This is a genomic window from Terribacillus sp. AE2B 122 (assembly GCF_902497585.1).
GTDB classification, from domain to species: Bacteria; Bacillota; Bacilli; order Bacillales; family Amphibacillaceae; genus Terribacillus; species Terribacillus saccharophilus_A.
Genome location: NZ_LR700947.1, coordinates 193,096 through 219,442, shown reverse-complemented (window position 1 = coordinate 219,442; position 26,347 = coordinate 193,096). Strand labels below are relative to the sequence as shown.

Sequence of the window (26,347 nt, the reverse complement as noted above, 5' to 3'; positions counted from 1 at the left end):
GAGTAAGACTCCTTTTCCTTGCGCTATATAGTAAACGCTTTCTTTGAGGAGTGGTGGAATTATGAAAAATATATTCAGTTTTGATTTTTTCCAGCGAGTCGGAAAGACTTTCATGGTCGTCATTTCCTTGCTTCCGGCAGCAGGGCTGCTGCTCGGTATCGGGACAACGCTGCAGTCGCCGTACTTCATTGAGTACTTTCCGTTTTTGGAAAGCGGCGGATGGCAGACATTTGGAGAGCTGATGCGAGGTGCAGGGAGTGTCATCTTCTCTAACTTAGGTGTCTTATTCGCCATCGGAATTGCGGGAAGCTGGACCGGCGGAAAAGCAGCTGCTGGCTTATCGGCCTTTGTTGGGTACATCATTATGCACACAGTCATCGGAATCGTGGTTGGTGTGACACCTGAGAACGCCAGCCAAGCAGGTTACACAACAGAATTAGGCATACCGACGCTGCAAATCGGTGTGTTTGGGGGTATTATCATCGGTTTTGTGGCAGCAGCACTTTATCAGCGTTTCCATGATTTCCAGCTGCCGGAAGTGCTGTCCTTCTTTGGCGGAGCACGGTTTGTGCCCATCGTAACAGCGGGTGTTTCGATTGTTATTGCCCTTCTTCTATCATTTGTTTGGCCATCAATTCAGAATGGCATCTTCTGGCTGGGCAATCAGCTGGCAGGACAAAATACGCCGCCATTCTATCTATTTATCTATGGTTTAGTCGAACGTGCGCTCATTCCATTTGGACTGCACCACATTTTCTACATTCCTATTCGGTTCTCGGAAGTGGGCGGAACGTATATGACGCTTGCCGGTCAAATGGTATCCGGAGATACAGCGATGTATATGGCGCAGCTTGCCGATCGTCAGGTGGATAGTGCGGTAGAGATAACAGCAGGACGCTTTATGGCTGGGAAATTCCCGTTCGTTCTATTCGGTTTACCAGCTATCGCGCTTGCTATGTATCATACAACTAAGCCTGAAAACAGAAAAGCTGTTGGCGGACTTTTGCTGACAGCAGGTCTGACGGCATTCCTGACAGGGATTACGGAGCCGTTAGAATTCACCTTCTTATTCGCGGCGCCAATCTTGTACATTTTCCATTGCTTAATGGCGGGGCTTTCCTTCATGCTCATGTATGTACTTGATGTAAATATCGGATATGCGGGAGGCTCAGGCTTCATCGACTTTACGTTGTTCGGCATTCTGCCGGGTGTTGGAGAGCCGTGGTGGTACGTACCCATTGTTGGAATCTGTATGTTCGCAGTCTACTATACTGTTTTCCGTTTCGCTATTCAGAAATGGAATCTGCAGACACCAGGCCGCGGTGCATCGAATGCTTTGGTGACAAAGGATGAATACAAGCAGAAGCAAAAAGGGCAAAAGAACAATGATCAAGCATTGCAGGTTCTATCTGCGCTTGGAGGAGAAAAGAATATAAGCAATCTTGATGCTTGCATCACACGTCTTCGTGTCGGCATCCATGATAAAAGCAAGGTTGATCGGGACGCTTTGAAGGATCTTGGAGCCAAAGGGGTAGTGGAAGTGGGTAATGGCATTCAAGCAATCTATGGACCAAAGGCAGAAATATTGAAAAATCAAATCTTGGATATCATTGAAAATGAGAAGGAAGCCAAGTAAAAATACTGTAACATATTAGTTTGTTAATCTAAGCTTCTTGTTTAAGAAAACCATACACTTTGCAATCCAATGTGTATGGTTTTCTCTAATTAATGTTCAATTATTTTTAATCATAGACAACAACACTTTTTCCATTTCTTCTTTTGATAGGTCATTTGTGGTTAATATGATTTTATACCCTTTGTCTGGTACAGTTACCCGCATACCAGACATATCTTCATTTGATATGAACTCAAATTCATGTCTATATAAAGAGTATGTTTCAGGTTGTACAAAAAAACCAGTCTCTTGTAATTCAATATCAGCTGTTTGATTTATGTTTAATTGTTGAGTATCAAATACAGAATGTTCGTTAATATAGCTTAAAGATACGACTGGATCTTCTCCCTTATTAATAATAGCGAAGCTTTCATCAGATTGAACGTAACCCACAGGAAGGTATGATGGTTTCGTTACAGTGAAGCTCGCCAACTGCTGGGCTTCTAATAGAGCCAATTTGCTTTCATAGGTACTCATGGATTGTTTAATCTGTTTTAGTTTGAGGCTTTCTTCTCCACTTGGATCTCTCTTCTCCTTTTCCAATACTTGTTTAATTTCGACTAAATCCTTCATTAACTGAGTGTAATCAGCAAATTCTTTTTCTGTTAAATTCTCTTGAGCTATTGATAAAGATTGTTCCATCAAATCGAACTTCACAGGGTCCTCGTCGGGATAAGTTTGTGAAAGGTTCTCTCTTGAACCAAACAATTGACTTAGTAAGGTTTCAGCTGCATTTGTAACTTGTGAACCATTGAAAGATAAACCTGCACCCGCAATTAATATTGAAGCGGTGGCTAGAATTATCCATATAGGCTTTTTCTTCTTCTTTCCTTCAGATTTGGCTAGTGTAATACCTAATGTAACTCTGTTATTTAATTCTTGAGGTATCTCTATTTTTTCTAATTCTTTTCTTAAGTTATTCATACATTCGAGCCTCCTCAAACTGTTTTCGCAGTCGATTTATTGCACGATACAAGATAGACTTTGTCGTCCCTAAAGGCAGGTTTAATATATCTGCTATTTCTCTTAATGAATAACCTTGATAAAACTTTAAAAGGATTACGCTTTTTTCATCTTCACTTAACCTTTCCAGCAAATCTTGCAAGGTTATTGTAAGAGTGACGTCCTCATCTACTGAACCAATGTACTCTTCATATTCAGGTTTTAATTGAATTACCTTTTTATTTTTTCTAATCAATTCAATCGAACAATTGATAGCGATTTTGATTAGCCACGTCTTAAAGTATTCTGGATTTCTTAGCGAAACAATTTTCTTAAATGAACGATATGCTGTTTCCTGAACTACATCCAATGCATCATTTTGATTTTTTACGTAAGTAAACGCTATGCGGTATATATCATCTTGGTATTGTTGGAAAAGCTTAAGGAATGCACGATTATCGCCCTTTTGGGCTTTTTTTATTAAACGGATGATGCTACTTCCTCCTTTATTTATTGCCTTAATACTTATTAGACAAATGGAGTGTTGATTTGGCTTAAATTATTTCGCTTAAATTATATTAAATTATTTCAAGTGAAAAACCGCCACTAAAAAATGACGGTTCTTAATTAAGCAAATTTGTTCTATGTACTGTATATCAGATTAGGGCGGCGCCATTGATAGTGATAGCCTAACTATGCCAATTTATCAATCCACAGCTTGCGAAAATTCGGGTGACCGAAGCCGGTAAGCTCAAAATCCTGCAGGAAAGCGGTATGTGTTCGTTCTTTCATCGGGTGGTTTTGGAAAATGATCAATCTTTCCTGGTGAAGATAGGATTCGATTTTGTCGGCAATCTTGTATCTTTCTTGTTTTATTTTACCGTTTTTGAAAGCCTCCAGATAAGTATCAATCTTTTGGAGTTGAGACGGGCCAAAGTATGTACGGAATAATAATGCTTCATTTTTGAAGGCGCCAAGGAAGGAAAGCTCCCGGTCTGAATTGGCTACTTCCCCCATGAAGGCCATATCGAATGCAAGCATCTCATTATTGTTATAAATACTGTCCAGTTCATAATCGCATAATTCAAGTGAAATGCCATACTTAGCTGCTTCTTGTGAAAGCCATTCGGCCTGAATTTCAGCAGATTTATGACGCAGTACTCCCACCTTCAATGATTCGCCCTGATAAGCTGATTTCTTCAGCACTTCCTTCAGCTTCTGTTCACTTTTCTTAGGTGCAACAGACTTCTCAAGAAAGAAGCTGCTTGCATGTTTTAGTTTACCAAATAGCTGCTCTAGATTTAATTCGGTGAAAATTCTCTCGGTATCTACTAAGTGATACATAGCTTCACGGAAATATCTTTCCTGGATGATAGAATCACGATGAAAGTTGAATGCAAGAAATCGGAACCCTTGCTCAACTTCATAGTGAGATTGCGTAGGTCCTTGCTGATCGGGCAAAGTATAATTTACTTTCTTTTCACCAGGCTTGATGCGCCACATCTCGACTCTATCCAGAAAAGGCCGCATATGAAAGTAGGAAGGGAAAACATCAAGTACAAGTTTTTGCTCCGTTCTTTCCTTCAATTGATAAGGTCCGGTTGCAACCCATTCATATTCATTGAACATTACATCTCGGGGAAGAATTGCCATGCTTACACTCGCCATATAACGAAGGAAAAATGGATTTGATTTGGCTAGCTGGAAACGGATGATATAACGATCAATCACTTCTGTCTGCACTACATCACTAACGAGCCAATAATAAGGTGAATCCGGTTTAAAACGGTCTATTGTATAAGCTATATCCTCTGACGTCATCTCCCGCATGTGATGAAAAAGGACTCCTTTTCGCAAATAGAAGACCCATTCGGTACTATCTTCATTTGTTTTCCAATGATGGGCAAGGTGGGGATGTACACTGTCTGTTTCCTGATCATAGATAACGAGTGTGTCGCTAAGCTGCTCAATCAGATGGCTTTCGAAAGTAATCGAGCTTGCGCAAGGATCGAGTGTCGTAATCGGTCGGTTGAAAACGGTACGAAGTGTATCTTGCCCTTCCTGTTGCTGGTAGCCAAAAAGCTGCTCCAGTTCCGTCATATGGGTATACCAGTGACGAGGGATCGGCAGCTGTAAGAGCTGGAACAGTATAGTGGGCTTGTCTTCTTGAATACAGAATTTCAGACACTTTTCTACGTCTTCCCGGAAGTCGCTCGGAAATGAAAGGGATGAGCTGCGTCCTCTGCCGCGTCCTGGCTGATAAAGGAGTTGTCCGAGCTCCTCTAGTTTCTTCAGTTTACGGATGACATGTCTCCTCGTGCATTGCCAGATAGCTTCGATTTCATGCAGCGTACACGACACTTGTCCGTTCGTTTCTCTCTCGTATAAATGGGCACGTAACAGGTAGTAGCTAATATCCAACTGGTTTCCCCCTCCTAAAAGGTGACATCTTTAATAGAATTATACACTTTTTACCTCTTTTCAACTTCTACATAATGGAAAAAAGAGAGAGGGGGAGCAGAAATGTTCAGAAGTCTGCATCCGAATATACGAATACGAATTTATACTTCATTTATGAGTCGCATGATTGGCAGTATGATCTTCCCGTTTATGGCGGTTTATTTTGTGCAAGAAATGAATGCGACAATAGCAGGGGTACTGATGATGGTCAATGTTGTCATTCAGTTCCTGGCAAGTCTTTATGGAGGACACTTAGCTGACCGAATCGGTAGAAAGCAGATGATGGTACTTGGTGAAGCGGCTAAAGCTCTAGCTTTCATCGGAATGGTGCTTGCTAATACACCAAATTTCACTTCTGCTTCAGTCACCTTTGCCATGCTGATGGTAATTAGTATTGCCAGCGGAATGATCATGCCAGCCCAAGAGGCGATGCTGATTGATGTGAGTACACAGGAAACACGTGCTTATATGTATGCGATCAACTATTGGGCAAACAATCTGGCTATGATGATTGGTCTTACGATAGGTGGCTGGCTGTTTCAGGATTATATGTTCCAGCTGCTTCTTGGATTAGTGGTGATGTCTGTCATCACGATGGTAATTACAATTATGTTCATCCAAGAAACATATACAGTTCGTACGGCGGTTGGAGAAAAGAAAGACCTTGGGTTAAAATCCTTGTTTCAAAGTTACCGCAGTGTTGGCAAAGACAGAGCCTTCTTGCTGTTTGTACTTAGCGGCATTGCTATCCTTTCGCTTGAGTTCCAGCGGAGCAATTATTTGACGGTTCGCATGGAGAAAGACATCGCAGAGATGGGCATGTCTATTTTTGGGTTCAGTTTATCCATAGATGGACTGCGTCTGGTCAGTCTTCTGACTGTGGAAAATACATTGTTGATTGTGCTCTTCACAGGTTTGGTCACCAAACTGATTAAAGGGCATAATGAGCGCCTGGTCATGTACACAGGCTTTGTCCTGTTCGGCATAGGATTTGTCATTATGGCTGTCAGTAATAGCCCATTTCTATTGGCAGCAGCAGTTCTGATCCTATCCTTAGGTGAGCTGATGTATGTCCCAACAAGACAAAGCATGCTGGCTGACATGGTCGATGATACGAAACGCGGGACATACATGGCTTTCCATGGCTTTGTGTTCCAATTCGGAAAGCTGATTGGCGCAGGAGGCATTATCATGGGAGAGTCGGTCGGCAAATATGGTATGGGATTCAGCTACATTGTCTTTACACTGCTTGGCATCTTGTTCTGTGAAATGGCATTGCGCCAGCGGTATGCGAGTGTCGAGCGTGCAGTACCGAAGGAAAAAACGAAACTTATTTAGAATTTGGAACTAAAGCTTCCGTACCTTCGTATGAAGGAAATAGAGAATTTGCGGAGGTGTGGCAATGGGGACATATTATATTAAACAAAAAGTATTCAGCTTCAAGGATAGCTTTTCGGTATTCGACGCAGATCAGCAGGAGGTTTATCGTGTCAAAAGCAAACTTTTTTCCCTGCAAGATCGGTTGACGATCACTAATCTGGATGATCAGCCTCTTGTTGAGATTAAACAGCAGCTAGCTTTTTTGAAGCCAAGATATATAATTGAAGAAAATGGCCAACAAGTTGCCGAAGTGACGAAGAACTTCACTTTCTTCAAAGCTAATTTCTCGTTGAAGCCGCAAAATTGGAGTCTGGATGGTGATGTTTGGTCGCATCAGTATACGTTGACGGATGGGAATGAGCCGTTGATGCATGTAACAAAAAAGTGGTTCACCTGGGGCGATACGTACGAAATGCAGATAGAGGATGAATCTCATTTGCTTACTTATATCGCTGTCATGATTGTACTGGATATGGTCTTGCACAATAATAATGGTTCCTTCTCGATGGATGGAGGAGGCGGCGAATAAAGGGGCAGCACGTGATGTGCTGCCCCTTATATTTTAGAGAAACGCTTAAGAATTCGAATTGGATAAAGGGTGGAATACACATGAAATTGGAGCGTTTGATTTCTATAATCTACAAACTTTTGAACAACGAAGTTTTGTCTGCATCTATGCTAGCTGAAGAGTTCCAAGTTTCCCCAAGAACTATCTACCGGGATATAGATGTGATTTGTGCTGCAGGTATCCCAGTTGTATCGTATCAGGGAAATAAGGGTGGTTATGGCATAATGGACGGATACAAGATGGACAGAAGTTTGCTCGGTTCATATGATGTTGATTCCTTGATCACTGTGCTCAAAAGCCTTGCCACTGTGTTTGAAGATGAGCGTGCACAGAGCACCATTGAGCGCCTGCAAACAATTGGGAAGGAGCATCAGAGTCAGAATCTCTCGGTGGACTTTGAAAGCTACCGGACGGAGCCGGAGGCACTTCGCCAACTGCGCTCTGGCATCATGGAGCGAAAGGTTGTCCGCTTTGATTATATCAATGCACAGAATCAACGCACCACTCGTGATATGGAACCATTGCAGCTTCATTACAAGTATAGCAATTGGTACATTAATGGTTTTTGCCGAAATCGACAGGGTTATAGGGAGTTCCGATTGTCCCGGATGCTGGAGTTGTCTTTGACAGAGGAAACGTTTCAGCCGCATGACGAAATGGCGAAAGAAAATCTTACTTCTGATAATGTAATGGGAAATAAGGTGTCTGATGTGGTAATAAAGGTCAGGCAGGAGGCATTGGCGGAAGCATTGGATCAGTTTCACCAAGTTGATAAGCAATTTCATGTTGATGGCAGCATGACGATGAGAATCCCTGTTTATGAGCCTTTAAAAGCGCGATGGTTGTGGGCGATTCTGCTGAGTTTTAGCAGCGGTGCTGAAGTTCTCGAGCCGCATGCCCTGCGAGTCATTCTGAAAGAGAAGCTACAAAACACAATTAAACTTTATGAAGAAGTATGACAGACTGCTGTCATACTTCTTTTTTTATAATGTGATGAGAAACAACCTAAATCTAGTTATATCAAAAGGAGAAGATACGAATGAATCATCCAGAACAAATGTATACCTACCATTCTTGGGCCAATCAAACCCTCTTGAACCGGATCAAGGAGCTCCCAGCTGCTGTGCTGCACGAAGAAGTGAACACCTCATTTCCTACTATCGCCCAAGCTTTTGGTCATATCTATGCAGTAGAAAGTGTCTGGTATAGGGTTTTAAATGGTGTTCGTATGCAGGATGCACTGGAAATGTGCATGCCTCTAGAAAAGGAGACTCTTCTGCATTCTGCAGATCAATTTGCAAACGACTTCGCACGGTTGGCAGAACAATACAAAGAATGGTTACAAGGCCAGGACGACTTGGACCGAACTATTCTGCTTGAGAACCCATATGCTGGCACACGACACACTCGGTTATCAGAAATTGTACTGCATGTAGTCAATCACGGTACCTATCACCGGGGCAATGTTTCTGCAATGCTGCGCCAGTTGGGCCACGCTTCTACGATGAACGATTATTCACTCTTTTGGTATCAGGAGGCTGGGGACTCAATCAATCTCTCGAAATAGTAAATGTAATGTTGATACACAGTGTAAGCAGCCTCTTAGTATAGAACCTTCAAAAAAAGGCAGCACTTGATGTGCTGCCTTTTTTCAATGCTGTGCCGCAAGCTGCGGTACTTGTAAACAGGGCTGCGATTTATGGCGGATCAGACGCTCGAGATGTTTCCGATACAAGAACATAACGAGCATATGGATAGGCGCCTGAGTATATTTATAGACGAACCAAGGCAAGGACGGTAAGTATTCGTGTATGGCGACGACCATCTCCTGCTTTCCTGGTATTTGTCGAAATTCAATGCGGCCCCGCTGGCTTTCCTTTACATTCGCGAACAGACCGCCAGTAATGTAATACAATGCGCGATGACCTGTGCTTCTTTCTTTTGCATAAGACAAGATAAGCAACGGGTGCTTGGTAAACGTCAAGTAGATCTTGCAATTAAACTGATCATCAACCTCTGTCCGAACAAAAGGCCGGAGCGATCCGGATACCCAGCTCATGTAATGCTTTGCTGCCCAACCCGCGTCCCTGCCTGATGGAAGTGGCATGCGCTGTACAGAACGTACATCCTGACGTAGCGGAAGGGAAGGGAGCGTCGGCTTTTTGCTATGCTTGGAATCTTTATTTTGTTGTTCTTCTTCCATTGCTGATTTGGCTGCTTCGTCAAAGGAAATCTGACCATTACTGATGCCCTCCACGTAGTGGGAAGGCTGCGCAACCATTGGATGTGACAGGCTCTCGATCAGAGGGTAGACTGTCTCTTTTGGCATACCGCTGATGAGTTTTACCCATAGTCGGGAGAGCATGACAGTAGGGAATGGTACATTAAAGCTGCGTAGCTTTTTACCCATTACGCCCGCAAGGTGTTCAAGCATTTCCTTATACGTCATGACTTCTGGGCCGCCGACATCTATAGCTTTATCAGCAACGTCTTTATTCCCGACACTTTTTTGTAATGCTGTTAATACATCAGCTAGCGCGATTGGGTGTGTCTTCGTCCTTGTCCAGCTTGGCAAGACCATGACTGGCAGTCGTTTGACCAACTTTTCAGCAATCGGGAAAGAAGATCCCTTCGGACCTACGATTAATCCTGCTCGAACTGTCGTCACAGGTACGCCGTAAGATCCAAGTATCTTCTCTACTTCCAATCGGCTGCGAAGATGACGGGAAAGTTTTTCATCCGGCGGGATGATCCCGCTTAGATAAACGATTTGCTTCACGCCGTTTTTCTTGGCAGCTTGGGCAAAGTTATCGGCCAAGATGACATCCATATCCTCAAATCTTGCCTGGGTGAGCTTTGCAGAAGGGCTCATCGAGTGGACAAGGTAGACCGCGATATCAGCTCCTTGAAGACCTTTTTCGGTATCGATCTGGGAAAATAAATCACAAGACCGCCATGTTACCTGGTCTGTGTTTTCCCGCTTGTCACCGCTGCGTGATAAGGCGATGATATCAAAACGCTCTTTCAATTTATCCAATAGATGACTGCCTATGTAGCCGCTCGCCCCCGTCAAAGCGACGACCGGGCGTTTTTTCTGATCTGTTTGCATGATGTACCGCTCCTGTCTTCTTGTTCTTTGTGTATAATCGTACCCTTCTTTCTCGTGCCTGTAACACAAAAAAACCTTCTCTGTCGTCAGAGAAGGTCAATTAGGTGCGAGCTTGGCCGCATCTTTTGTTTTGTGAAGCTGTGTAAGAGCAGACTGCAGCTGGTTGAGCTCCCGCTGTAAATCGAGCTCCTCGTACTTTTCAAAGGATACTGGCTGTCGTGTTGAAAGACTGGTCATGATGCTGCCGAGCTGGTTCTGAATTGCATCATATTGAGTTTCCGTTAACTTATCTTTGTTCTTGCGGAGGGACATGAGCAGATAACCTGCATGCTGCGTGTGCATGATGGCCGGCCACAAAACTTCAGCCTGCTGCTGGGAAGCCGAGAAATCACCAAGGCTTCTATCATATGCAGCTCGCAATTCGATCAAATTGTTCATTAATTTTTTTGTATGTCTTTTTTCCCGATCTCCTGAATGAATTGCACGGAGCAGCTCCTGCATATTCAGGATTGTTTCTTTCAGAATGATCGGGAGGAAGCGAGTATGGATACCTCGCCATAAAAGCAATACAGCGAGAATAGCAATCAAGCTGCCGACAATCGTATCGACGACCCTTGCTGTTACGAAATAGCTGACAGTATTGCCTGGATTCATTGTCTCTACCAGTACAAGGACAAGTGGAGCAATGAACATGTTAGCAAAAACGTAGTTGCGTACTATCACTAGTTCCACACAGAGCTGCAGCAGACCAACAACAAGAATCAGGTAAATGCCGGACGGTTCTAGTGATAAAATCAGTCCACCTATTAGGGTACCAACGATGGTGCCAAGTGAGCGCTGGATTGCCCGATGAATAGTGAGTGTCGTGTTCGCCCCGATAAGTACAGCAGCACAGGCTACAGGTACCCAATATGGGCGGTTAAATCCCAGGATGTGCGCCAGCAGCGAAGCAATCATAATAAACAGTCCATAAAATAAAGCGTGCCGGACGGTAATGTTTTTACGTGAAAGACCATTTCGAAGCACACTCCAAGCAGACTCTGTCTCGACATGGACAGCTTCCTCAGCAGTTGCCTTGGAGGAAAGTTCATATGCCTGCTCCAATTCAAGCTGGAGATTGCGTACTACTGACTGGTCAGACTTTGTATATGCAGGCCAGTTGCCTTTTGCATCTTCGAGTGCATCGATTACTGCAGCCAGCTGATTTTCTAAGGATTTTCGCAAATCTGATGAGAGACTGTCATTATTGAGCTGTGTCAATGTATAGAAAATATCTGCAGCTAGCTCATGTAAACGCAGCGCAGCTGGCTGCCTTTTGGATGCATAGATAATTCGGTCGGCTTGCTTTAACGTCAGGACGGTAAGGTGCTGCATCTGATAGAACGATGGTGTCCCAATGGATTGCAGCATTGTCATAAGCTGTCTGTAGGATTTGACCAGAACTTGTTTTTCGTGGTTCTTTTTTGTCCAGAGCCAGCTTGCCATGGCAAGAAGCCAAGATAGTGCTCCTCCAAGCAAGACGTATAATCCTCGTTCCCACGCACTATGCGGGTCTAGTGGCAGCCCTGTAGCCATGCAAAATATTAAAACGAAGAACATCGGCCCTGGTATGAGAAGCTGCAAAGTGTTCAGGACGTAAAAGGCAATTATGCCAATGATACCTGCGACTATAGAAAGCACAATTGTATACGGAGCAAGCAGACTTCCAAGCACCATAGCGGCAGCTAGACAGATAGCGACTGCAGCGAGCTTCTTGGCTCGTTGTTTATACGTTTCTGTTCCTATATATAAGAATGTAAAAGCACCGAGCGCAGCTGAAAATCCATGGATGATGTCACCTAACAATAAACCAATCAAAATTGGTAGACAGGTGGCGAGGCCAGATCCAATTGCTCGATTCCAAGGATAGGCAGCCGATCTGACACGTAATGCATCACGCAGATTAAGTCGTGCCGGTGCCTGCGGTAAATGATATTCCTTCAAGTAAATCCCTTCTTTTCTTTCCGTGATACCCATAAAAAAAGGCCATAATCAGAACTATTATATTGTAATGCAATTCACAAACTAATTCAAACGGGTGAAGTATTAAGTGGGAGACTTGCGCATAAAAATACCTGTAATCAAATTTGTTGCAAGGCATCCATTTTTACTTTTTAATGTTATGATGTTATGTGATAGAAGAAATCTATCATCTTATTTCTGTAATAAAGGAGCGATAGTGAGATGGCAAAAAAGAAGAAATCCGCAGGCAATACATCAGGAGCTGCTTCTAAAGCATCTAAGGTCATTGTTTGGGTTGTTTTGGCGATTATCCTTTTAGTAGTAGCACTGGTCCTCATTAATAATTATACAGGGTCTTCCAGTGATGAGGCGCAGGATATCGACTACAGCAGTCAGCCTTTCCTTGGTGATGAAAATGCCCCGGTTAAAATAGTTGAATTTGGCGATTACAAATGTATCCACTGCCAAGAGTTCCACCATAATAATTTCCCGGTAATCGATCAGGAATTGATTGAAACTGGTAAGGCTAGCTTCTACTTCATGAATATGCCGATCATTAATGCAGACTCCGAGAAGGGTGCAGAATTCAGTGAGGCAGTTTACCAAGTGCTTGGAGATGATGGATTCTGGAAATTCCACGATGTTCTCTTCGCGGAAGATTTGAATACAAGCTTCACTGATGATTTCCTAATGGACAAGCTTCGTGAAGTAGTCAGCGATGAAGAAGCTGAAGAGGTATTGCAAGTGTATCAGAATAATGGAACCGATGATGCCGTTTCAACAGATACAGAACTTGCGGATGATCTTGGTGTGCAAGGTACTCCAACAATCTTCGTAAATGGGAAACTATTCGAAGGTCAAGATATGAACGACTTGATTGATATGGTGGATGAGGAAACGCAGGAGGCGAACTGATGAATAAGAGCCTGTTATTTGCCTGGATAACTGCAGTCATTGCGATGCTGGGCAGTCTCTATTTCAGTGAAATTATGAAATTTGTGCCTTGTACGCTATGCTGGTATCAGCGGATTCTCATGTATCCGTTAGCCATCATACTAGGTATCGCATTTTATAAAAATGATGTTCGAATTTATAAGTATGTGCTGCCGCTTAGTATTCTCGGAGTACTTATTTCAGGTTATCATTACCTGCATCAAAAGGTACCCGCTTTACAAGGAGCCAGTCTCTGTTCCAGCGGTGTACCGTGCTCGGGTCACTATATCAACTGGCTCGGATTCATCACGATTCCATTGCTTGCATTCACCGCTTTTGTAATCATCACAGTAAGCATGTTTATTCTTCGCAAAAAACATGCATAAGAAAAAGCATTTGCCATTTTCGGCAAATGCTTTTTTTCATAGGATGGTGATTTGCAGCAAGGAAGGTATGAGCAAGCCTCCCCAAATCAATGTCATACCGGCAGCCATAATCATGCCGATAGTCGAGAACGTACCTTCTTGCTCTCCATATTCCATTGCTTTGTTTGTGCCCACTCCATGAGCCCCCATTCCAAGTGCTAAGCCGCGAGCAACAGGGGATTTAAGTGCCATCAGCCGAATGACATACGGGCCGATGATACCGCCTGTCACACCAGTAACGATAACGAAAACAGTCGTCAATGTCGGTAAGCCACCGATCGTTTTCGATACTTCAATTGCGATCGGAGTTGTAATGGACCGAGGCAGGAGGCTGATCAGTAAATCACCATTGAATCGCATAACTAGACTCAAAAGCAGGGAAGAACTGATTGCTACCAATGTACCGGCTGCAATACTAGTTAAGATGATCATGATATTTTTTCGTAACAGAGGAGCATGTTTATAGATGGGAATCGCAAAGGCAACAGTAGCTGGTCCGAGCATATGTGTCCAAAGACTAGAAGATAAGGCATAATCACTTGGCTGCAAATGAGCCAGCTGGATAATACCGATAAGAATCAAAGGACACAACAGCAGAGGGTGGAAGAATGGCATGGGCCATTTCTTGTACACAACTTTTGAGGCGCGGTAGATGACGTAGGTTACAATGGTGCCTATTAAGATAATCAGTGCGGTAGTCATTGTGTGTGTCCTCCTTTTCTTTTTCTTCTATACAGTTTCTCAGCAGTGAATCCAGTAGCGGCCATCACGATGAAGGTGCTGATCAGAATCAGCAGCACTGTCTCCAGACCTTGCCAGTTCAATATTTCTTTATAATTCAGGATACCGACAGCTGATGGGACAAAGAAAAGCAGAAGTTCAGCCAACAGCCAGCCCCCTGCTTTCTCGATCCATTCCAGTTTGACGATGCCTGCAAATAAGCTTAGTAATAACAAGACCAGACCTACAATGGAGCCTGGTACCGGAAGAGATAATATATGCGCTAAGCCGACACCGGCAAAATAAAATACGTGAATGATCGCTAGCTGAGAAAGCATGGTAATCGTTTTTCGTACCATATTTCTTCCTCCTAACAGAAAGTTATCATAACTTTTTTTATTGATAACTCCATCATACTGCGGTCTCACGTATTCGTAAAATACATATATATTATATTGTGTATAACTTATAGTTATATTGAATTAAAGGAAAAACTCAATAAAACGTCTTCCGGCATAGGAAATGTATTTGTCCTTTTTTGTGATGATTGCCAAGTTCCAAGGAATAGACGGTGTTATATCTATAATGCGGATATCAGCGTTATAGGTACGATTACAAATGGATTCAGGAAGCAGGCTGACTCCTAAGTTAGCAGCGACCATTTCACTGATGAAATCCCACTGCGCGCTTTTGAAGAGGATATGCGGTTCAAAGCCTTCCTCGATGCAGCGTTTTCGCATAATATCGTGTAAAGCGAATTCTTCATTATAAAAAATAAAATCTTCATCCTTCAATTCCTTCAGCTCAACCAATTCTCGATCTGCTAGCGGATGCTCCCGATGCACCATCAGCTTCATATCTTCCTCAACAATTGGATAATAATTGAACTCCGTTTCATCAAGGGGCAAAACAGCAACACCAAGCTCGAATTCCCCTTCTTCTACTGCCTTTACGACACGGGCGGCCCCGTATTCGGTAATATTAATCGTGACATTCGGATAGGTCTGGTGGAAGCGAGCCATTACCTTAGGAAAGAAGAGACTGCCGATGATAGGCGGAATCCCGATAGTGACAGCTCCTTGTTTCAGATCAGTAAGATCTTGAAGGGTCGTTTGCATCTCATCCAATTGGGCCAGCACTTGCTGACCATAGGTATGGACTACTTTGCCCGCATCGGTCAAGGTAGTGGATTTGTTCGTACGTTTGAATAAGGTGATGCCGAGTTCTTCTTCCAGACTCTTGATCGTTTTGCTGAGGGCGGGCTGAGATACATGCAAGCTTTCTGCTGCTTTCGTTAGCCTCTTCTGTTTCACAATTTCGATCAGATAGCGCAGCTGCCGTAATTCCATAAGCAATACCGTCCTTTCTTAAGTTCAAGTATACCCATTTCTCTATAGATGGAAAATGCTATAATACAAGCAACAACTGATAGAAGGAGTCCTTTTGATGGGATATGAGATAAAATCATTAACAGCAGATGATGCGTATGCAGTATTGCATTGGCGCTATTCCCCGCCATACGACCTCTATAACCTAACCTACACGGAAGGTGCAGTCATGATGCTCATGGTCGGTGACTATTATGGGGTATATGAAAACGGGAACCTGCTTGGATATTTCTGTGTTGGAGATGATGCACGTGTGCTTGGCGGTGACTATAGTAACCATGCCTATTTGGATATCGGAGTCGGGATGGTACCAGAAAAGACCGGACAAGGAAGTGGCTCGCAGTTTTTCACTGAAATTTTGAATTGGATTAAGAAAAACATCGAGCAAGACCAATACCGGCTTACTGTAGCTGCTTTCAATGAGCGTGCTATCCACCTTTATGAAAAGGCTGGCTTCCGGGAAATCAATCGTTTTAATCGGGAGTCTGATGGCTTACGGTTCCTAATTATGACAAAGAGCCCATGCTGAACATGGGCTTACTTTATACTAACGCACTTACCGGATTATAAGCAGAAATATCGATATCGGTTTCTTGTCCTATTATCAACTTCGTGAGCTGAGAGGCAACAAACGGTCCCATTGTAAGACCAGATGCGCCCAATCCATTCATTACATAAAGATTTTGATGCTTTGGAAGGCGGCCGAAGACTGGAAGAAAGCCAGGTGTAAATGGCCGGAAGCCAACCCGCGTTTCAGTCAGCATAGCTTCAGCTAATTCAGGCGCAAGCTGCATAGCTTTGCTTAGCACTTCATGCACGCCGCCAGCAGTGATTTTTGTATTCATTTCGTCATCATTCTCGTGTGTGGCTCCAGCCACCATCCTGCCGTCTGGAAAAGCAAGCAGGTATTGATCGTTGGGCGGTATAATAACTGGCCAGTCTTCTGTTTGGACAGCATCAAGCTGTAAATGGCAAATTTGTGCTTTCTGGAAGCTGACTTGCAGTGAATAGCCTAACGGTTCTAGCAGCTCCTTTGCCCAAGCGCCGGCTGTGACTACAACCTGATCGGGTATCCATTCTTCATCGCCGGCTGTGACGACAATTTGTCCTGCAGTCATCGAAAGGTGAGCATCAGCTGAAACGAAACGAGCGTTGTATTTCTTAGCAGCCCGATGCAAACTATTGCGTAAAGCCCGGCCATCGACACGAGCAGCTCCGCTAACGTGTACGGCACCAAATCCTGGTGCAAGTAATGGGAAAATCTGCCGTACATCATCTTCTTCTAACATCGTGATGGCTCCCATTTCCGGAGCGTCGTCTCTGCGTTTTTCTGCACGTTTCTGCATGGCTTCTAATTTCTTGGGATCTTGATGCAAGCTTAAGGCACCTACACGGGCATAGCCTGTTTCCTCTTCGCCATCAATCCGAAGTTCCTCAATAATCTCCGGGTAATAGCGAGCCCCGCCTTTGGCTAGCTGATACCAATCTTTGTTGCGCCGCTGAGAGAGCCATGGACAGACGATTCCGGCTGCTGCATCTGTCGCTTGTCCTTGGTCAAAACGATCGATAACAGTTACCTGCATGCCTGCTTTGGCAAGTTTATAAGCGGTAACAGATCCAGCTATTCCTGCTCCAATAATTGCTATATGCATGTCGAACATCCTTTTCTTCATTTAGCTACAATATACCATAGCATATTCACCCTTTTTTCAGTATTATAATCGAATGATATATAGTATAAGTGAGATGTAAAATAAGATAAAAGGACTTGGGTAGACATGGCGACTAGAGGTGGGAAGCTGTTTCACCGTATAAAAATCAATCCGCCGCAATTTTTTGCGCTGGGATTTCTCCTGTTGATCGCATTGGGTACGATTCTTCTAATGCTTCCGATTGCGACAGCAGATCGGCACCATCTTTCTTTTATTGATGCGCTATTCGAGGCAACTTCAGCTGTTTGTGTGACAGGGCTGGTAGTGGTCGATACACAGACCACTTTTACTTTATTTGGGCAAATTGTACTGTTGTGTCTTATCCAGGTAGGCGGATTAGGGTTTATGACGCTTACGGTATTCATTGCATTGCTTCTTCGCCGCAATATAAGCTTTGAGGAGAGGCATCTAGTTAAAGAATCACTCAATCAGGATTCGTATCAAGGAATTGTCACAATGGTACGGTTTGTTCTCTTATTCACTATTATTTGTGAAGTGATTGGAACGATTATCCTCGGGATTCACTGGGGAGATGAGTTTGGCTATCCGAAATCTTTCTATTACGGACTCTTTCATTCAATATCCGCATTCAATAATGCCGGATTTGATATTATGGGAGATTTCAGCAGCATGACTGCTTATGTTGATGATCCGATAGTCAATCTTACGTTAACAAGTCTGCTGGTATTAGGAGGAATCGGCTTCATTGTCGTAGCTGATATCTTCCAGAAGAGAAAAACAAGAAAGCGGCTGACACTTCATACGAAAGTTGTTCTATGGATGTCTGCTGTACTTGTCGTTAGCGGGACATTATTAATCTTTCTATTGGAGTATGGTAACCCAGCTACTATCGGAAATCTGTCATGGAATGATAAACTATTGGCTTCCTATTTCCATGGTGTAGTTCCGCGGACTGCTGGTTTCAATTCGCTGAATACTGCTGATTTGACATTAGGATCACAGCTGGTAACAATGGCGCTTATGTTTATCGGTGGCGGAACTGGAGGAACAGCAGGCGGCATTAAAGTTACTACCTTTGCCATATTGCTGTTTGCAGTATGGGCACTGATAAAAGGGAAGCAGGAAGTGAATATTAGAAATCGGCGGATACCGGGAGATTTAGTGTTCCGAGCTTTTTCAATCACGACATATTCTGTTCTCCTTGTATCGCTATTCGTATTTTTGCTTGCTATTACGGAGAAGGGTGCTGCACTCAATTATATTGCGTTCGAAGTGCTTTCTGCTTTCGGAACGGTCGGGATGTCACTTGGACTTACACCGGATCTGTCAGAATCCGGCAAGATTCTGCTATCCATCCTCATGTTTATGGGCCGTGTTGGACCGATTACCATCGCGTTCGCGTTAGCTTTCCGAATCAGGAAGACTGCCGTGCGAAATCCGGAAGAACGGATCATCATCGGTTGATATATCGATGGTGTAATCGTTTTCGGTTTCTCAATTCTTTGTTTTCAGATAAAATAGAATTACATCATTAGGTATTAGAGGAGTGACAGACTTGGATAAGAAAGAGATAGAAATACTAGAGCTATTAGAGAAAAACGGAAGAATGGACGTACATATGATAGCACGGATGGTAGAGCTGTCCGTTGATGAAGTAGAAGCTGCTATCAGTAAATTTGAGCAAATGCAGATTGTCCACGGCTACTCAACGCTAATTGACTGGACGGAAGTGCGTGGTCATGAAGGTGTTACTGCTATGATCGATGTAAAAGTAACACCTATAAGAGGCAAGGGGTTCGATGATGTAGCAGAGCGTATTTATCGTTTCCCAGAAGTGAAAGCTGTCTATTTGATGTCAGGTGCATACGATTTGTCCGTTTCGGTGGAGGGCAAAACAATGTCGCAGGTGGCGCGCTTTGTATCTGAAAAGCTGTCCACATTGGACACAGTTATCTCGACGACCACTCACTTCATCCTGAAAAAGTATAAACATGATGGCATCATCTTCGGTGAGGATGACAATAATGATCGCAGAATGCCGGTGAGTCCATGAGTCTGGATACGAGCCGCTTTATTGCGGAGCATGTCGATGCATTAAAACCATCTGGGATTCGGCGCTTTTTCGACTTAGCTTCTACAATGGATAATGTCATCTCCTTGGGGGTTGGTGAACCAGATTTCGTCACACCGTGGAATGTTATTGAAGCAAGCTATCACTCGCTTGAGCAAGGGTACACAGCGTATACAGCAAATGCTGGACTGTTGGAATTGCGGGAACTGATTTCCGATTATCTCAAAACAACATACTCTGTGACATACCGCCCTGAGGATCAAGTGATTGTGACGGTAGGGGCCAGCCAGGCAATCGATATTGCTTTACGGGCTATCCTCAACCCAGGTGATGAGGTTATCATTGTCGAGCCATGCTTTGTTGCTTATGCTTCAGCCGTTTCATTGGCAGGAGGCGTACCGGTCTCTGTCGGGACGAAGGCGAAGAACGGCTTTAAGCTGCAACCGGAAGAATTGGAAAATGCGCTTACGTCAAAAACAAAGGCAATCATCCTATGTAATCCGAATAACCCGACAGGCACTATGTTGAACCGGGAGGAGCTTTTGCCGATTGCAGAGCTTGTGGAAAAACATGACTTACTCGTCCTTTCTGATGAGATATATGCAGAGCTAAGCTATGAAGCTGATTACGTAAGCTTCTCCAGTTTACCGAATATGCAGGATCGCACGATTCTCATTTCCGGATTCTCTAAATCATTTGCGATGACAGGCTGGCGTCTCGGTTATGCTGCAGGACCTGCTGAACTGATCCAAGCAATGACAAAGATTCATCAGTATACAATTATGTGCGCACCGACGATGGCTCAATACGGCGCAGTTGAAGCACTGCGCAGCGGATCTGCCAGTGTAGAGCATATGAGAAAAAGCTATCGCCAGCGTCGGAATTTTGTAACGTCCGCCTTCGAGGAAATGGGCTTGATGACGAACAAACCGGGCGGAGCTTTCTATATCTTCCCATCTATTAAAGAAACCGGCATGAGCTCCGAAGCTTTTGCCGAAGCATTGCTGATTGAAGAAAAGGTTGCCGTTGTACCTGGAAGTGTATTCGGGGAAAGCGGAGAAGGTTATATTCGCTGTTCTTATGCGACTTCGATGAAGCAGCTGACAGAAGCGATGAAACGGATTAAGCGTTTTGTTGAAAAGCAGCAAGCATAAAAAATACCCTCTCATGTGAGAGGGTATTTTTCGTCTATTCATTTAATAGAAGTCTATCCCGACCGAATTGGAACCATTCTTTAACAGCCTGTTTCTGATCCTTGTCGAGGCTAGTCAATCCTTTTTCAGATTCTGCTGCGAATACAGCATCACCGTATAGTTTGCCTAGTTCATGAACGTGGTCATTGTGACGCTGGAAAATAGTGAAGTTCAACGGATCATTTTCCGTAGCACTTTCATTGCTGACGACAACAATACCATCAACCAATCTTGTCATGATGGGTGAGCCGCCAACAAATTTTTGAATGCCTTGGGGATCAGATGGTACAGACTTTGCAGCGAAGTCTCTTTCTGGTTTTAATACTAATGCTGAAATTTTTGCCATGTGGGCTCTCTCCTTCGAATGCTTTTATTCCATTAAAGCATAATAGGATACGCTTCGCTATTACTCTGCTTTTGTCGGAACCCAGCCTTTTGTTTGCAATACGATATTCCAAAGCGTTTCTGTTAAACCGTGGTGATCCGCGCGGGCAGGATCGATCAGACGGATGATTTCATCTTCACGTCCTTCTTTAAGCTTCGTTGCGAATTCTGGATCAATTAACAATTCACGGCCTAAAGCAATCAGTGGGACACCAGTCGCTTTCGCTGCGGCTACGTCTTCAGCGGAATACAAGGATCCTACGCCGATCAATGGTATTTTGTCATTGATTCGTTCTTTGATTAAATCGATACGTTTTGCATTTGTATCAGCACCGCGTCTTGCTGTGGAATGGAAGTCCATCAAAGATACATGCAGGTAATCTAATGGTTTTTCTACAAGTGCATCAATTAATTCGAACGTTTCTTTCATCGTCAGTCCAGGTGTTTCCGGTTCTTCTGGAGAGAAGCGGTAACCAACGATAAAGTCTTTTGAACCATGCTTTTCTACAGCTTCCGTGACTTTGTCGATGATAGCCAATGGGAAGCGTAAACGCTCGCCCCACTCATCATCACGACGATTGGAGAATGGAGAATAAAACTGCTGAATGATATAGCCGTTTGCACCATGGATCTCTACGCCGTCAAAGCCAGCTTCGATAGCACGGCGAGTAGCTTCACCAAAATCTTCTACGATTTGCTGCACCTCAGCAGTTTCCAATGCGCGCGGAGTAGCTGCTCCTTCTTTTTCTACAGCGCTTGGGGCAACAATATCTCCATTAGGCACAAGATCAGCAACTGCTTCACGTCCGCCGTGGTGTATCTGGATGATCGCTTTTGCTCCTTCAGCCTTGATTGTATCTGCCTGCTTTTTCAAGCCAGGGATATCTGTATCATGGGCAACGGAAGGCTGTCCAGGAAATGCTTTTCCGCTATCAGATACATTCGATGCAGCAGTGATAACCAAGCCGATATCCTTGGAACGCTGTGCGATATATGGAAGTTCCTGATCAGAAATTGTTCCATCAGGATTGGAAGAGTAATGTGTCATCGGAGCGAGTACGAAGCGGTTTTTCAACGTAACGCCATTTGGTAAGGTTAAACTCTCGAAAAGAGAAGCGTATTTTTCATTCACGGGAAATATTCCTCCTTTGTATGGACTATATTCTAGAGACTTGTGAAAAAGGTAGCAAACAAAATGCTCATTCGTAAGCGAGTTATTATTTGTAACAGGCATCTGCAAAAAATCTGCGGCCATGCTATACTGTTGGAACAACAAAGACAGGAGCAACGATAGTATGTTGAACAAATATGATTATTATTATGGTGCCTTCCTTTCTAAGCTTGTATCCATGCAGATTGTTCCTGCCCTGATCGAGGAAAGTAAGGAACGACGGGTTTACCAGCTGGAAACAGGTTCGAATCGGATGAAAGTATATTCCAAATACGCGACAAGTTCGACTAATACGTGGAATTTCCGCTTCTCGGATGAAGAACGAGAACGTCTGCTGCAATGGACTGATGAAGAACGACACCAGCTGTTTGTGCTGATATGCAGTAAGAAAGATCTTCTTGGCGGAGAAATCGCAATCCTGACATTCGACCAGCTGCTTGCGTGTATGGATGTACGCGAGAAATATAAAGAAGCCAGCTGTCGAGTTGCTATCAGAAAAAAGAAGCATAGCCCTTTCCTTTATGCATATGGTACTTCCCGCAGCTTGGATGATGCCTTGCCACTAACGCGTAATTTCGCGGATTTATTATTGCATACATCGTTACCAGAGCCCGTATAAAGAAGTGTATAGCAGAAAATAGCTATACATTTTTTCTATATAGGAAAGAAAGCGGATTCAAAAAGTTACACAAAGGACTAATTATCTATTACAATATCGTTATGAATAATAAAAGGAGATAGTCTATGGGGAATTCCTTTTCTGTCCAAAAGGTATTGAACAATAATGTACTCATTGCTGAAAATGAAGCGGCGAAAGAAGTCGTGCTGATCGGTAAAGGAGTTGGTTTCGGGAAGAAAGCAGGTAGCCTCCTTGCGGAAGGTACTTTTGAAAAGCTATTTGTCCTTCAAGATGAGAAGGAGCAAAACAGCTACAAACAGATGCTGAATCATATCGATGAAGAGCTTGTTGCAGTAATGAATGATGTGATTTATTTAATCGCAAAACGGATGGAGCATCCGTTGAATGAGCATATCCACGTCGGATTGACGGACCATCTAGCTTTTGCAATGAAACGGCTGGAACAAGGCTTGGATATCAAAAATCCTTTTGCTGTGGAAACAAAATTCATCTATCCAAAAGAATATACGGTAGCTAGTGAGGCAGTGTCATTATTAAACGAACGGCTCGGCATTGAGCTTCCAGACGGGGAAATCGGCTTTATCGCCTTGCATATTCACAGTGCCTGTATCAACCAGCCAGTAGGAGAGCTAAGTCAATATACAAGGCTTATCGCCCAGATGTTCCAAGTGATTGAGAAGAGTTTAGCCATTACAGTGGATCGCGAAAGCATCAATTATATAAGACTTGTCCGTCACTTCCGATTTGCAATTGACCGGATAAAACGGGGAGAGGAAGTCCGGGAGCCTGACAAGATTATGACCCTATTGAAAAATGAATATCCGCTATGCTATAATACTGCTTGGAAGCTAGTCAAAATATTACAGCAAACGTTAAAACGTCCAGTGCAGGAAGCGGAGACGGTCTATCTCACTTTGCATCTGTACCGTTTGACCAATAAATTATAATGTGCATTACATTTATACGTGTAACTGAACTGATCAGGCATGAGGATAAAAGGATGCGCAAGAAGAATCTTATTCTTTTTGTGTAATATTCTTTATCGCTCATGTCTTTTTTATTTACTAGTTTGTAACCGTTATCAACCGTGAAAATCGGAGGCTAAGAAGATGAAAAGTGCTTTTGGTGTTTTGCAGAAGATTGGACGGGCACTTATGCTGCCTGTCGCAATACTACCTGCTGCCGGTATTTTGCTTGCATTGGGTGATGCATTGCAGAACCCGGATTTGATGGGGAATGTCGGCTTTTTGAACAGTGCTTTGGTGCAGCTCATTGCTTCTGTTATGCAAAGTGCCGGCTATATCGTATTTGATAACTTGCCGTTATTATTTGCGGTAGGTGTTGCCATTGGACTTGCGAATGGGGATGGTGTGGCAGGTATAGCTGCCATCATCGGTTATCTGATCATGAACGTGACGATGAGTGCGGTGCTCATCGCTAATGGCAGCATTCCGAAAGATGCTGGTGAACAAGCGGAATTCTTTGCGGGGAATAATCCGGCATATACGACGACGCTCGGAATACCAACGCTCGCCACAGGAGTATTCGGCGGGATCATTGTCGGTGTGCTGGCGGCCATTATGTTCAATAGGTTTTATAAAATTGAATTGCCGCAGTATCTAGGATTCTTCGCCGGAAAGCGTTTCGTTCCAATCGTGACATCTCTTGCTGCATTGATGCTCGGTCTGTTAATGCTTGTTGTCTGGCCGCCAATTCAACATGCATTGAATAGCTTCTCGAGCGGCCTGTTATCTTCCAATATGACACTGACGGCCTTCATTTTCGGTGTCATTGAACGGGCGTTGATTCCGTTCGGATTGCATCATATCTTTTATTCGCCGTTTTGGTATGAATTCTTCAGCTATACAAATGCGGCTGGTGAACTGATCCGTGGGGATCAGCGTATTTTCATGGCACAAATCAGAGACGGGGCAGAGCTGACAGCAGGTACATTCATGACTGGCAGATATCCGTTCATGATGTTTGGCTTACCGGCGGCAGCGTTGGCTATTTATCACGAAGCAAGCCCTGAAAGAAAGAAAGTTGTTGCTGGGTTGATGGGGTCAGCAGCACTGACTTCCTTCTTGACAGGAATCACCGAACCGCTTGATTTCTCTTTCCTGTTCGTAGCACCACTATTGTACGCTGTACACTGTGTATTTGCCGGACTTTCCTATATGACGATGTACATGCTGGATATTAAAGTCGGAATGACATTCTCCGGTGGATTCATTGATTTCTTCCTGTACGGAATACTGCCAAACCGAACTGATTGGTGGCTGGTCATTCCAGTGGGATTAGCTTTTGCAGTAATCTACTATTTCGGGTTCCGATTCGCTATCCGTAAATTCAACCTCATGACGCCAGGTCGTGAAAGAGGAGTGCAAGAAGCAACAAACGGAAGGAATGCTCAGACTGGAGGACTGGCGTATCACGTGCTTGAAGCGATGGGTACTAAAGAAAATATCAAGTATCTGGACGCATGTCTAACACGTCTTCGAGTCACAGTGAATGATAAAAACAAAGTCGATAAAACTGCACTGAAGAAACTAGGAGCAGCGGGTGTGCTGGAAGTCGGCAACAATATGCAAGCCATTTTTGGGCCGAAATCGGAAGGGCTGAAAGAGCAAATGCAGGATATCATAAATGGCAAAAATTCGAGCCCGCAAATTGAAGCAGCACATGCAGCAGAAGTCGGTAAACTGGTCCAGGATGTTATAATAAATTCACTTCAGGATGATCTAAATATAAAAGGATTTGTTATTCCAATGTCTGGTACACTTCGTTACTTGGAAGACGTACCGGATCTGGTCTTCTCTGAGAAATTGATGGGAGATGGCTTTGCAATCGAACCTGTCGATGGAACAGTTGTTTCTCCGGTTAACGGAAAAGTCATCAACATTTTTCCGACAAAGCACGCCATTGGTGTAGAAGCAGACACTGGTCGTGAGGTGCTGATCCACATCGGATTAGAAACAGTGAATTTGAAGGGTGAAGGATTCGAGGTCTTCGTGAAAGAGGGAGACCAGGTCACTGCGGGTCAAAAAATCGCGGAAGCTGACCTCGCAAGAATTCAACCACACGTCCCATCCTTGCTGACTCCGGTTGTGTTCACGAATCTGGGATCTGCTGAAAGAGTTGTTTTCCAAGAGGGAGAGCAAGTCAAAGTTCAACAAAAAAACAAAGTGAATATCGAAACATTGTAAGAAAAAACAGCTATAGCGATCATGCTATAGCTGTTTTCATTCGTTTAGATACGTCTTTTCCAGGTAGTCTTCTTTATTTCCATATACCTTGACGATATGGGATTCACCCCAGCTGCATAACGAGTCGAGAATGGTTTGTAAACTCCAGCCATAATCGCTCAGCTCGTATTCGACACGCGGGGGCAGCTCGTGGTATTGGATACGATTGATAATTCCATCTGCCTCCAGCTCTCGGAGTTGCTGAGTGAGCATTTTTTGGGAGATATTCGGCATAAGCCGCTTTAATTCGCTTGTCCGTCTCTTTCCATGTGTCAAATGGCAAAGAATAACGGTTTTCCACTTTCCACCGATTACTTCAAGTGTTGCTTCCACACTAATATTATATTTTTTTTGCATCGTCTTCTCTCC

General features: G+C 43.7%; 26 protein-coding genes. 14 read left to right on the top strand and 12 right to left on the bottom strand.

What is annotated here, in order from left to right; all coding sequences use genetic code 11:
• Window positions 1-61: 61 nt before the first annotated feature.
• The gene (gene ptsG, locus AE2B122_RS15105; protein WP_175074582.1) at window positions 62-1,636 is read left to right on the top strand and encodes a glucose-specific PTS transporter subunit IIBC; all 1,575 of its coding nucleotides are present in this window, start codon (window positions 62-64) and stop codon (window positions 1,634-1,636) included.
• 96 nt (window positions 1,637-1,732) lie between these two features.
• On the opposite strand, the gene AE2B122_RS15100 is transcribed toward ptsG (AE2B122_RS15105), so the two are convergent.
• The 3 genes from AE2B122_RS15100 to AE2B122_RS15090 form a co-directional block, all read right to left on the bottom strand.
• Window positions 1,733-2,599 carry a DUF4367 domain-containing protein gene (locus AE2B122_RS15100; RefSeq protein ID WP_175074581.1) on the bottom strand — a complete coding sequence of 289 codons (867 nt, stop codon included), beginning with the start codon at window positions 2,597-2,599 and terminating at the stop codon, window positions 1,733-1,735.
• Complete coding sequence (locus tag AE2B122_RS15095; protein WP_369679051.1) at window positions 2,592-3,107, bottom strand: RNA polymerase sigma factor; 516 nt, start codon at window positions 3,105-3,107, stop codon at window positions 2,592-2,594. The genes AE2B122_RS15100 and AE2B122_RS15095 overlap by 8 nt, the downstream gene beginning before the upstream one ends.
• 203 nt (window positions 3,108-3,310) lie before the next feature.
• Window positions 3,311-5,038, bottom strand: coding sequence for an ABC transporter substrate-binding protein (locus tag AE2B122_RS15090; RefSeq protein ID WP_175074580.1), 1,728 nt, complete (start codon window positions 5,036-5,038; stop codon window positions 3,311-3,313).
• A gap of 102 nt (window positions 5,039-5,140) precedes the next feature.
• On the opposite strand from AE2B122_RS15090, the gene AE2B122_RS15085 reads away from it, so the two are divergent.
• From AE2B122_RS15085 to AE2B122_RS15070, 4 genes are all read left to right on the top strand, one after another.
• On the top strand, window positions 5,141-6,415 hold the full coding sequence (locus AE2B122_RS15085; protein ID WP_175074579.1) for an MFS transporter: 1,275 nt from the start codon (window positions 5,141-5,143) through the stop codon (window positions 6,413-6,415).
• A 64-nt stretch (window positions 6,416-6,479) separates the two neighbouring features.
• Complete coding sequence (locus tag AE2B122_RS15080) at window positions 6,480-6,986, top strand: LURP-one-related/scramblase family protein (RefSeq protein WP_175074578.1); 507 nt, start codon at window positions 6,480-6,482, stop codon at window positions 6,984-6,986.
• 80 nt (window positions 6,987-7,066) lie between these two features.
• A complete protein-coding gene (locus AE2B122_RS15075; RefSeq protein ID WP_175074577.1) occupies window positions 7,067-7,984 on the top strand; it encodes a YafY family protein in 918 nt (305 codons plus the stop codon).
• An 80-nt stretch (window positions 7,985-8,064) separates the two neighbouring features.
• Window positions 8,065-8,592 carry a DinB family protein gene (locus tag AE2B122_RS15070; RefSeq protein ID WP_175074576.1) on the top strand — a complete coding sequence of 176 codons (528 nt, stop codon included), beginning with the start codon at window positions 8,065-8,067 and terminating at the stop codon, window positions 8,590-8,592.
• 84 nt (window positions 8,593-8,676) lie between these two features.
• Here the strand turns inward: AE2B122_RS15070 and AE2B122_RS15065 are convergent, their stop codons facing one another.
• Both AE2B122_RS15065 and AE2B122_RS15060 read right to left on the bottom strand, forming a co-directional pair.
• A complete protein-coding gene (locus AE2B122_RS15065; protein ID WP_175074575.1) occupies window positions 8,677-10,134 on the bottom strand; it encodes an NAD(P)H-binding protein in 1,458 nt (485 codons plus the stop codon).
• Window positions 10,135-10,230: 96 nt separating this feature from the next.
• Complete coding sequence (locus tag AE2B122_RS15060) at window positions 10,231-12,117, bottom strand: FUSC family protein (protein WP_175074574.1); 1,887 nt, start codon at window positions 12,115-12,117, stop codon at window positions 10,231-10,233.
• 240 nt (window positions 12,118-12,357) lie between these two features.
• Here AE2B122_RS15060 and AE2B122_RS15055 point away from each other — a divergent pair, with 240 nt between their 5' ends.
• Both AE2B122_RS15055 and AE2B122_RS15050 read left to right on the top strand, forming a co-directional pair.
• Window positions 12,358-13,050 carry a DsbA family protein gene (locus AE2B122_RS15055; RefSeq protein WP_175074573.1) on the top strand — a complete coding sequence of 231 codons (693 nt, stop codon included), beginning with the start codon at window positions 12,358-12,360 and terminating at the stop codon, window positions 13,048-13,050.
• Complete coding sequence (locus AE2B122_RS15050) at window positions 13,050-13,454, top strand: disulfide oxidoreductase (RefSeq protein ID WP_095219943.1); 405 nt, start codon at window positions 13,050-13,052, stop codon at window positions 13,452-13,454. Before AE2B122_RS15055 ends, AE2B122_RS15050 begins: the two co-directional genes overlap by 1 nt.
• A gap of 36 nt (window positions 13,455-13,490) precedes the next feature.
• Here the strand turns inward: AE2B122_RS15050 and AE2B122_RS15045 are convergent, their stop codons facing one another.
• The 3 genes from AE2B122_RS15045 to AE2B122_RS15035 all read right to left on the bottom strand — a co-directional run bounded on the left by AE2B122_RS15045 (window position 13,491) and on the right by AE2B122_RS15035 (window position 15,562).
• Window positions 13,491-14,195 (bottom strand): LrgB family protein, encoded by a 705-nt coding sequence (locus tag AE2B122_RS15045; protein WP_095219944.1) that lies wholly within the window; start codon window positions 14,193-14,195, stop codon window positions 13,491-13,493.
• Window positions 14,192-14,572, bottom strand: a complete 381-nt coding sequence (locus AE2B122_RS15040; RefSeq protein WP_038557742.1) for a CidA/LrgA family protein — start codon at window positions 14,570-14,572, stop codon at window positions 14,192-14,194. The genes AE2B122_RS15045 and AE2B122_RS15040 overlap by 4 nt, the downstream gene beginning before the upstream one ends.
• Before the next feature lie 123 nt (window positions 14,573-14,695).
• Window positions 14,696-15,562, bottom strand: a complete 867-nt coding sequence (locus AE2B122_RS15035) for a LysR family transcriptional regulator (protein WP_095219945.1) — start codon at window positions 15,560-15,562, stop codon at window positions 14,696-14,698.
• 97 nt (window positions 15,563-15,659) lie between these two features.
• Here AE2B122_RS15035 and AE2B122_RS15030 point away from each other — a divergent pair, with 97 nt between their 5' ends.
• The gene (locus AE2B122_RS15030) at window positions 15,660-16,130 is read left to right on the top strand and encodes a GNAT family N-acetyltransferase (RefSeq protein ID WP_095219946.1); all 471 of its coding nucleotides are present in this window, start codon (window positions 15,660-15,662) and stop codon (window positions 16,128-16,130) included.
• A gap of 13 nt (window positions 16,131-16,143) precedes the next feature.
• Here the strand turns inward: AE2B122_RS15030 and AE2B122_RS15025 are convergent, their stop codons facing one another.
• Window positions 16,144-17,253 (bottom strand): FAD-binding oxidoreductase, encoded by a 1,110-nt coding sequence (locus AE2B122_RS15025; protein ID WP_095219947.1) that lies wholly within the window; start codon window positions 17,251-17,253, stop codon window positions 16,144-16,146.
• Window positions 17,254-17,379: 126 nt separating this feature from the next.
• On the opposite strand from AE2B122_RS15025, the gene AE2B122_RS15020 reads away from it, so the two are divergent.
• The 3 genes from AE2B122_RS15020 to AE2B122_RS15010 all read left to right on the top strand — a co-directional run bounded on the left by AE2B122_RS15020 (window position 17,380) and on the right by AE2B122_RS15010 (window position 20,499).
• Entirely contained in the window at window positions 17,380-18,738 is a 1,359-nt protein-coding gene (locus AE2B122_RS15020; RefSeq protein ID WP_175074572.1) for a TrkH family potassium uptake protein, read from the top strand.
• 91 nt (window positions 18,739-18,829) lie between these two features.
• Window positions 18,830-19,327 carry an Lrp/AsnC family transcriptional regulator gene (locus AE2B122_RS15015; protein ID WP_175074571.1) on the top strand — a complete coding sequence of 166 codons (498 nt, stop codon included), beginning with the start codon at window positions 18,830-18,832 and terminating at the stop codon, window positions 19,325-19,327.
• Window positions 19,324-20,499, top strand: coding sequence for an aminotransferase (locus AE2B122_RS15010; protein ID WP_095219949.1), 1,176 nt, complete (start codon window positions 19,324-19,326; stop codon window positions 20,497-20,499). Before AE2B122_RS15015 ends, AE2B122_RS15010 begins: the two co-directional genes overlap by 4 nt.
• Window positions 20,500-20,533: 34 nt before the next feature.
• Here AE2B122_RS15010 and AE2B122_RS15005 read toward each other — a convergent pair whose 3' ends face one another.
• Complete coding sequence (locus AE2B122_RS15005; RefSeq protein ID WP_095219950.1) at window positions 20,534-20,884, bottom strand: hypothetical protein; 351 nt, start codon at window positions 20,882-20,884, stop codon at window positions 20,534-20,536.
• A 60-nt stretch (window positions 20,885-20,944) separates the two neighbouring features.
• Entirely contained in the window at window positions 20,945-22,054 is a 1,110-nt protein-coding gene (locus tag AE2B122_RS15000) for an NADH-dependent flavin oxidoreductase (protein WP_175074570.1), read from the bottom strand.
• 163 nt (window positions 22,055-22,217) lie between these two features.
• On the opposite strand from AE2B122_RS15000, the gene AE2B122_RS14995 reads away from it, so the two are divergent.
• From AE2B122_RS14995 to ptsG (AE2B122_RS14985), 3 genes are all read left to right on the top strand, one after another.
• The gene (locus AE2B122_RS14995) at window positions 22,218-22,712 is read left to right on the top strand and encodes a hypothetical protein (protein WP_175074569.1); all 495 of its coding nucleotides are present in this window, start codon (window positions 22,218-22,220) and stop codon (window positions 22,710-22,712) included.
• 125 nt (window positions 22,713-22,837) lie between these two features.
• Window positions 22,838-23,680 (top strand): glucose PTS transporter transcription antiterminator GlcT, encoded by an 843-nt coding sequence (gene glcT / locus AE2B122_RS14990; RefSeq protein ID WP_095219953.1) that lies wholly within the window; start codon window positions 22,838-22,840, stop codon window positions 23,678-23,680.
• A 162-nt stretch (window positions 23,681-23,842) separates the two neighbouring features.
• The gene (ptsG, locus tag AE2B122_RS14985) at window positions 23,843-25,939 is read left to right on the top strand and encodes a glucose-specific PTS transporter subunit IIBC (RefSeq protein ID WP_175074568.1); all 2,097 of its coding nucleotides are present in this window, start codon (window positions 23,843-23,845) and stop codon (window positions 25,937-25,939) included.
• A 36-nt stretch (window positions 25,940-25,975) separates the two neighbouring features.
• Here ptsG (AE2B122_RS14985) and AE2B122_RS14980 read toward each other — a convergent pair whose 3' ends face one another.
• Complete coding sequence (locus tag AE2B122_RS14980) at window positions 25,976-26,335, bottom strand: helix-turn-helix domain-containing protein (protein ID WP_095219955.1); 360 nt, start codon at window positions 26,333-26,335, stop codon at window positions 25,976-25,978.
• Window positions 26,336-26,347: the final 12 nt, after the last annotated feature.

Coding starts and splice junctions, on each gene's coding strand:
- ptsG (WP_175074582.1), top strand. CDS start 62: ATGAAAAATATATTCAGTTTTGATTTTTTCCAGCGAGTCGGAAAGACT.
- AE2B122_RS15100 (WP_175074581.1), bottom strand. CDS start 2,599: ATGAATAACTTAAGAAAAGAATTAGAAAAAATAGAGATACCTCAAGAA.
- AE2B122_RS15085 (WP_175074579.1), top strand. CDS start 5,141: ATGTTCAGAAGTCTGCATCCGAATATACGAATACGAATTTATACTTCA.
- AE2B122_RS15080 (WP_175074578.1), top strand. CDS start 6,480: ATGGGGACATATTATATTAAACAAAAAGTATTCAGCTTCAAGGATAGC.
- AE2B122_RS15075 (WP_175074577.1), top strand. CDS start 7,067: ATGAAATTGGAGCGTTTGATTTCTATAATCTACAAACTTTTGAACAAC.
- AE2B122_RS15070 (WP_175074576.1), top strand. CDS start 8,065: ATGAATCATCCAGAACAAATGTATACCTACCATTCTTGGGCCAATCAA.
- AE2B122_RS15065 (WP_175074575.1), bottom strand. CDS start 10,134: ATGCAAACAGATCAGAAAAAACGCCCGGTCGTCGCTTTGACGGGGGCG.
- AE2B122_RS15055 (WP_175074573.1), top strand. CDS start 12,358: ATGGCAAAAAAGAAGAAATCCGCAGGCAATACATCAGGAGCTGCTTCT.
- AE2B122_RS15050 (WP_095219943.1), top strand. CDS start 13,050: ATGAATAAGAGCCTGTTATTTGCCTGGATAACTGCAGTCATTGCGATG.
- AE2B122_RS15045 (WP_095219944.1), bottom strand. CDS start 14,195: ATGACTACCGCACTGATTATCTTAATAGGCACCATTGTAACCTACGTC.
- AE2B122_RS15040 (WP_038557742.1), bottom strand. CDS start 14,572: ATGGTACGAAAAACGATTACCATGCTTTCTCAGCTAGCGATCATTCAC.
- AE2B122_RS15035 (WP_095219945.1), bottom strand. CDS start 15,562: ATGGAATTACGGCAGCTGCGCTATCTGATCGAAATTGTGAAACAGAAG.
- AE2B122_RS15030 (WP_095219946.1), top strand. CDS start 15,660: ATGGGATATGAGATAAAATCATTAACAGCAGATGATGCGTATGCAGTA.
- AE2B122_RS15025 (WP_095219947.1), bottom strand. CDS start 17,253: ATGCATATAGCAATTATTGGAGCAGGAATAGCTGGATCTGTTACCGCT.
- AE2B122_RS15020 (WP_175074572.1), top strand. CDS start 17,380: ATGGCGACTAGAGGTGGGAAGCTGTTTCACCGTATAAAAATCAATCCG.
- AE2B122_RS15010 (WP_095219949.1), top strand. CDS start 19,324: ATGAGTCTGGATACGAGCCGCTTTATTGCGGAGCATGTCGATGCATTA.
- AE2B122_RS15005 (WP_095219950.1), bottom strand. CDS start 20,884: ATGGCAAAAATTTCAGCATTAGTATTAAAACCAGAAAGAGACTTCGCT.
- AE2B122_RS14995 (WP_175074569.1), top strand. CDS start 22,218: ATGTTGAACAAATATGATTATTATTATGGTGCCTTCCTTTCTAAGCTT.
- glcT (WP_095219953.1), top strand. CDS start 22,838: ATGGGGAATTCCTTTTCTGTCCAAAAGGTATTGAACAATAATGTACTC.
- ptsG (WP_175074568.1), top strand. CDS start 23,843: ATGAAAAGTGCTTTTGGTGTTTTGCAGAAGATTGGACGGGCACTTATG.
- AE2B122_RS14980 (WP_095219955.1), bottom strand. CDS start 26,335: ATGCAAAAAAAATATAATATTAGTGTGGAAGCAACACTTGAAGTAATC.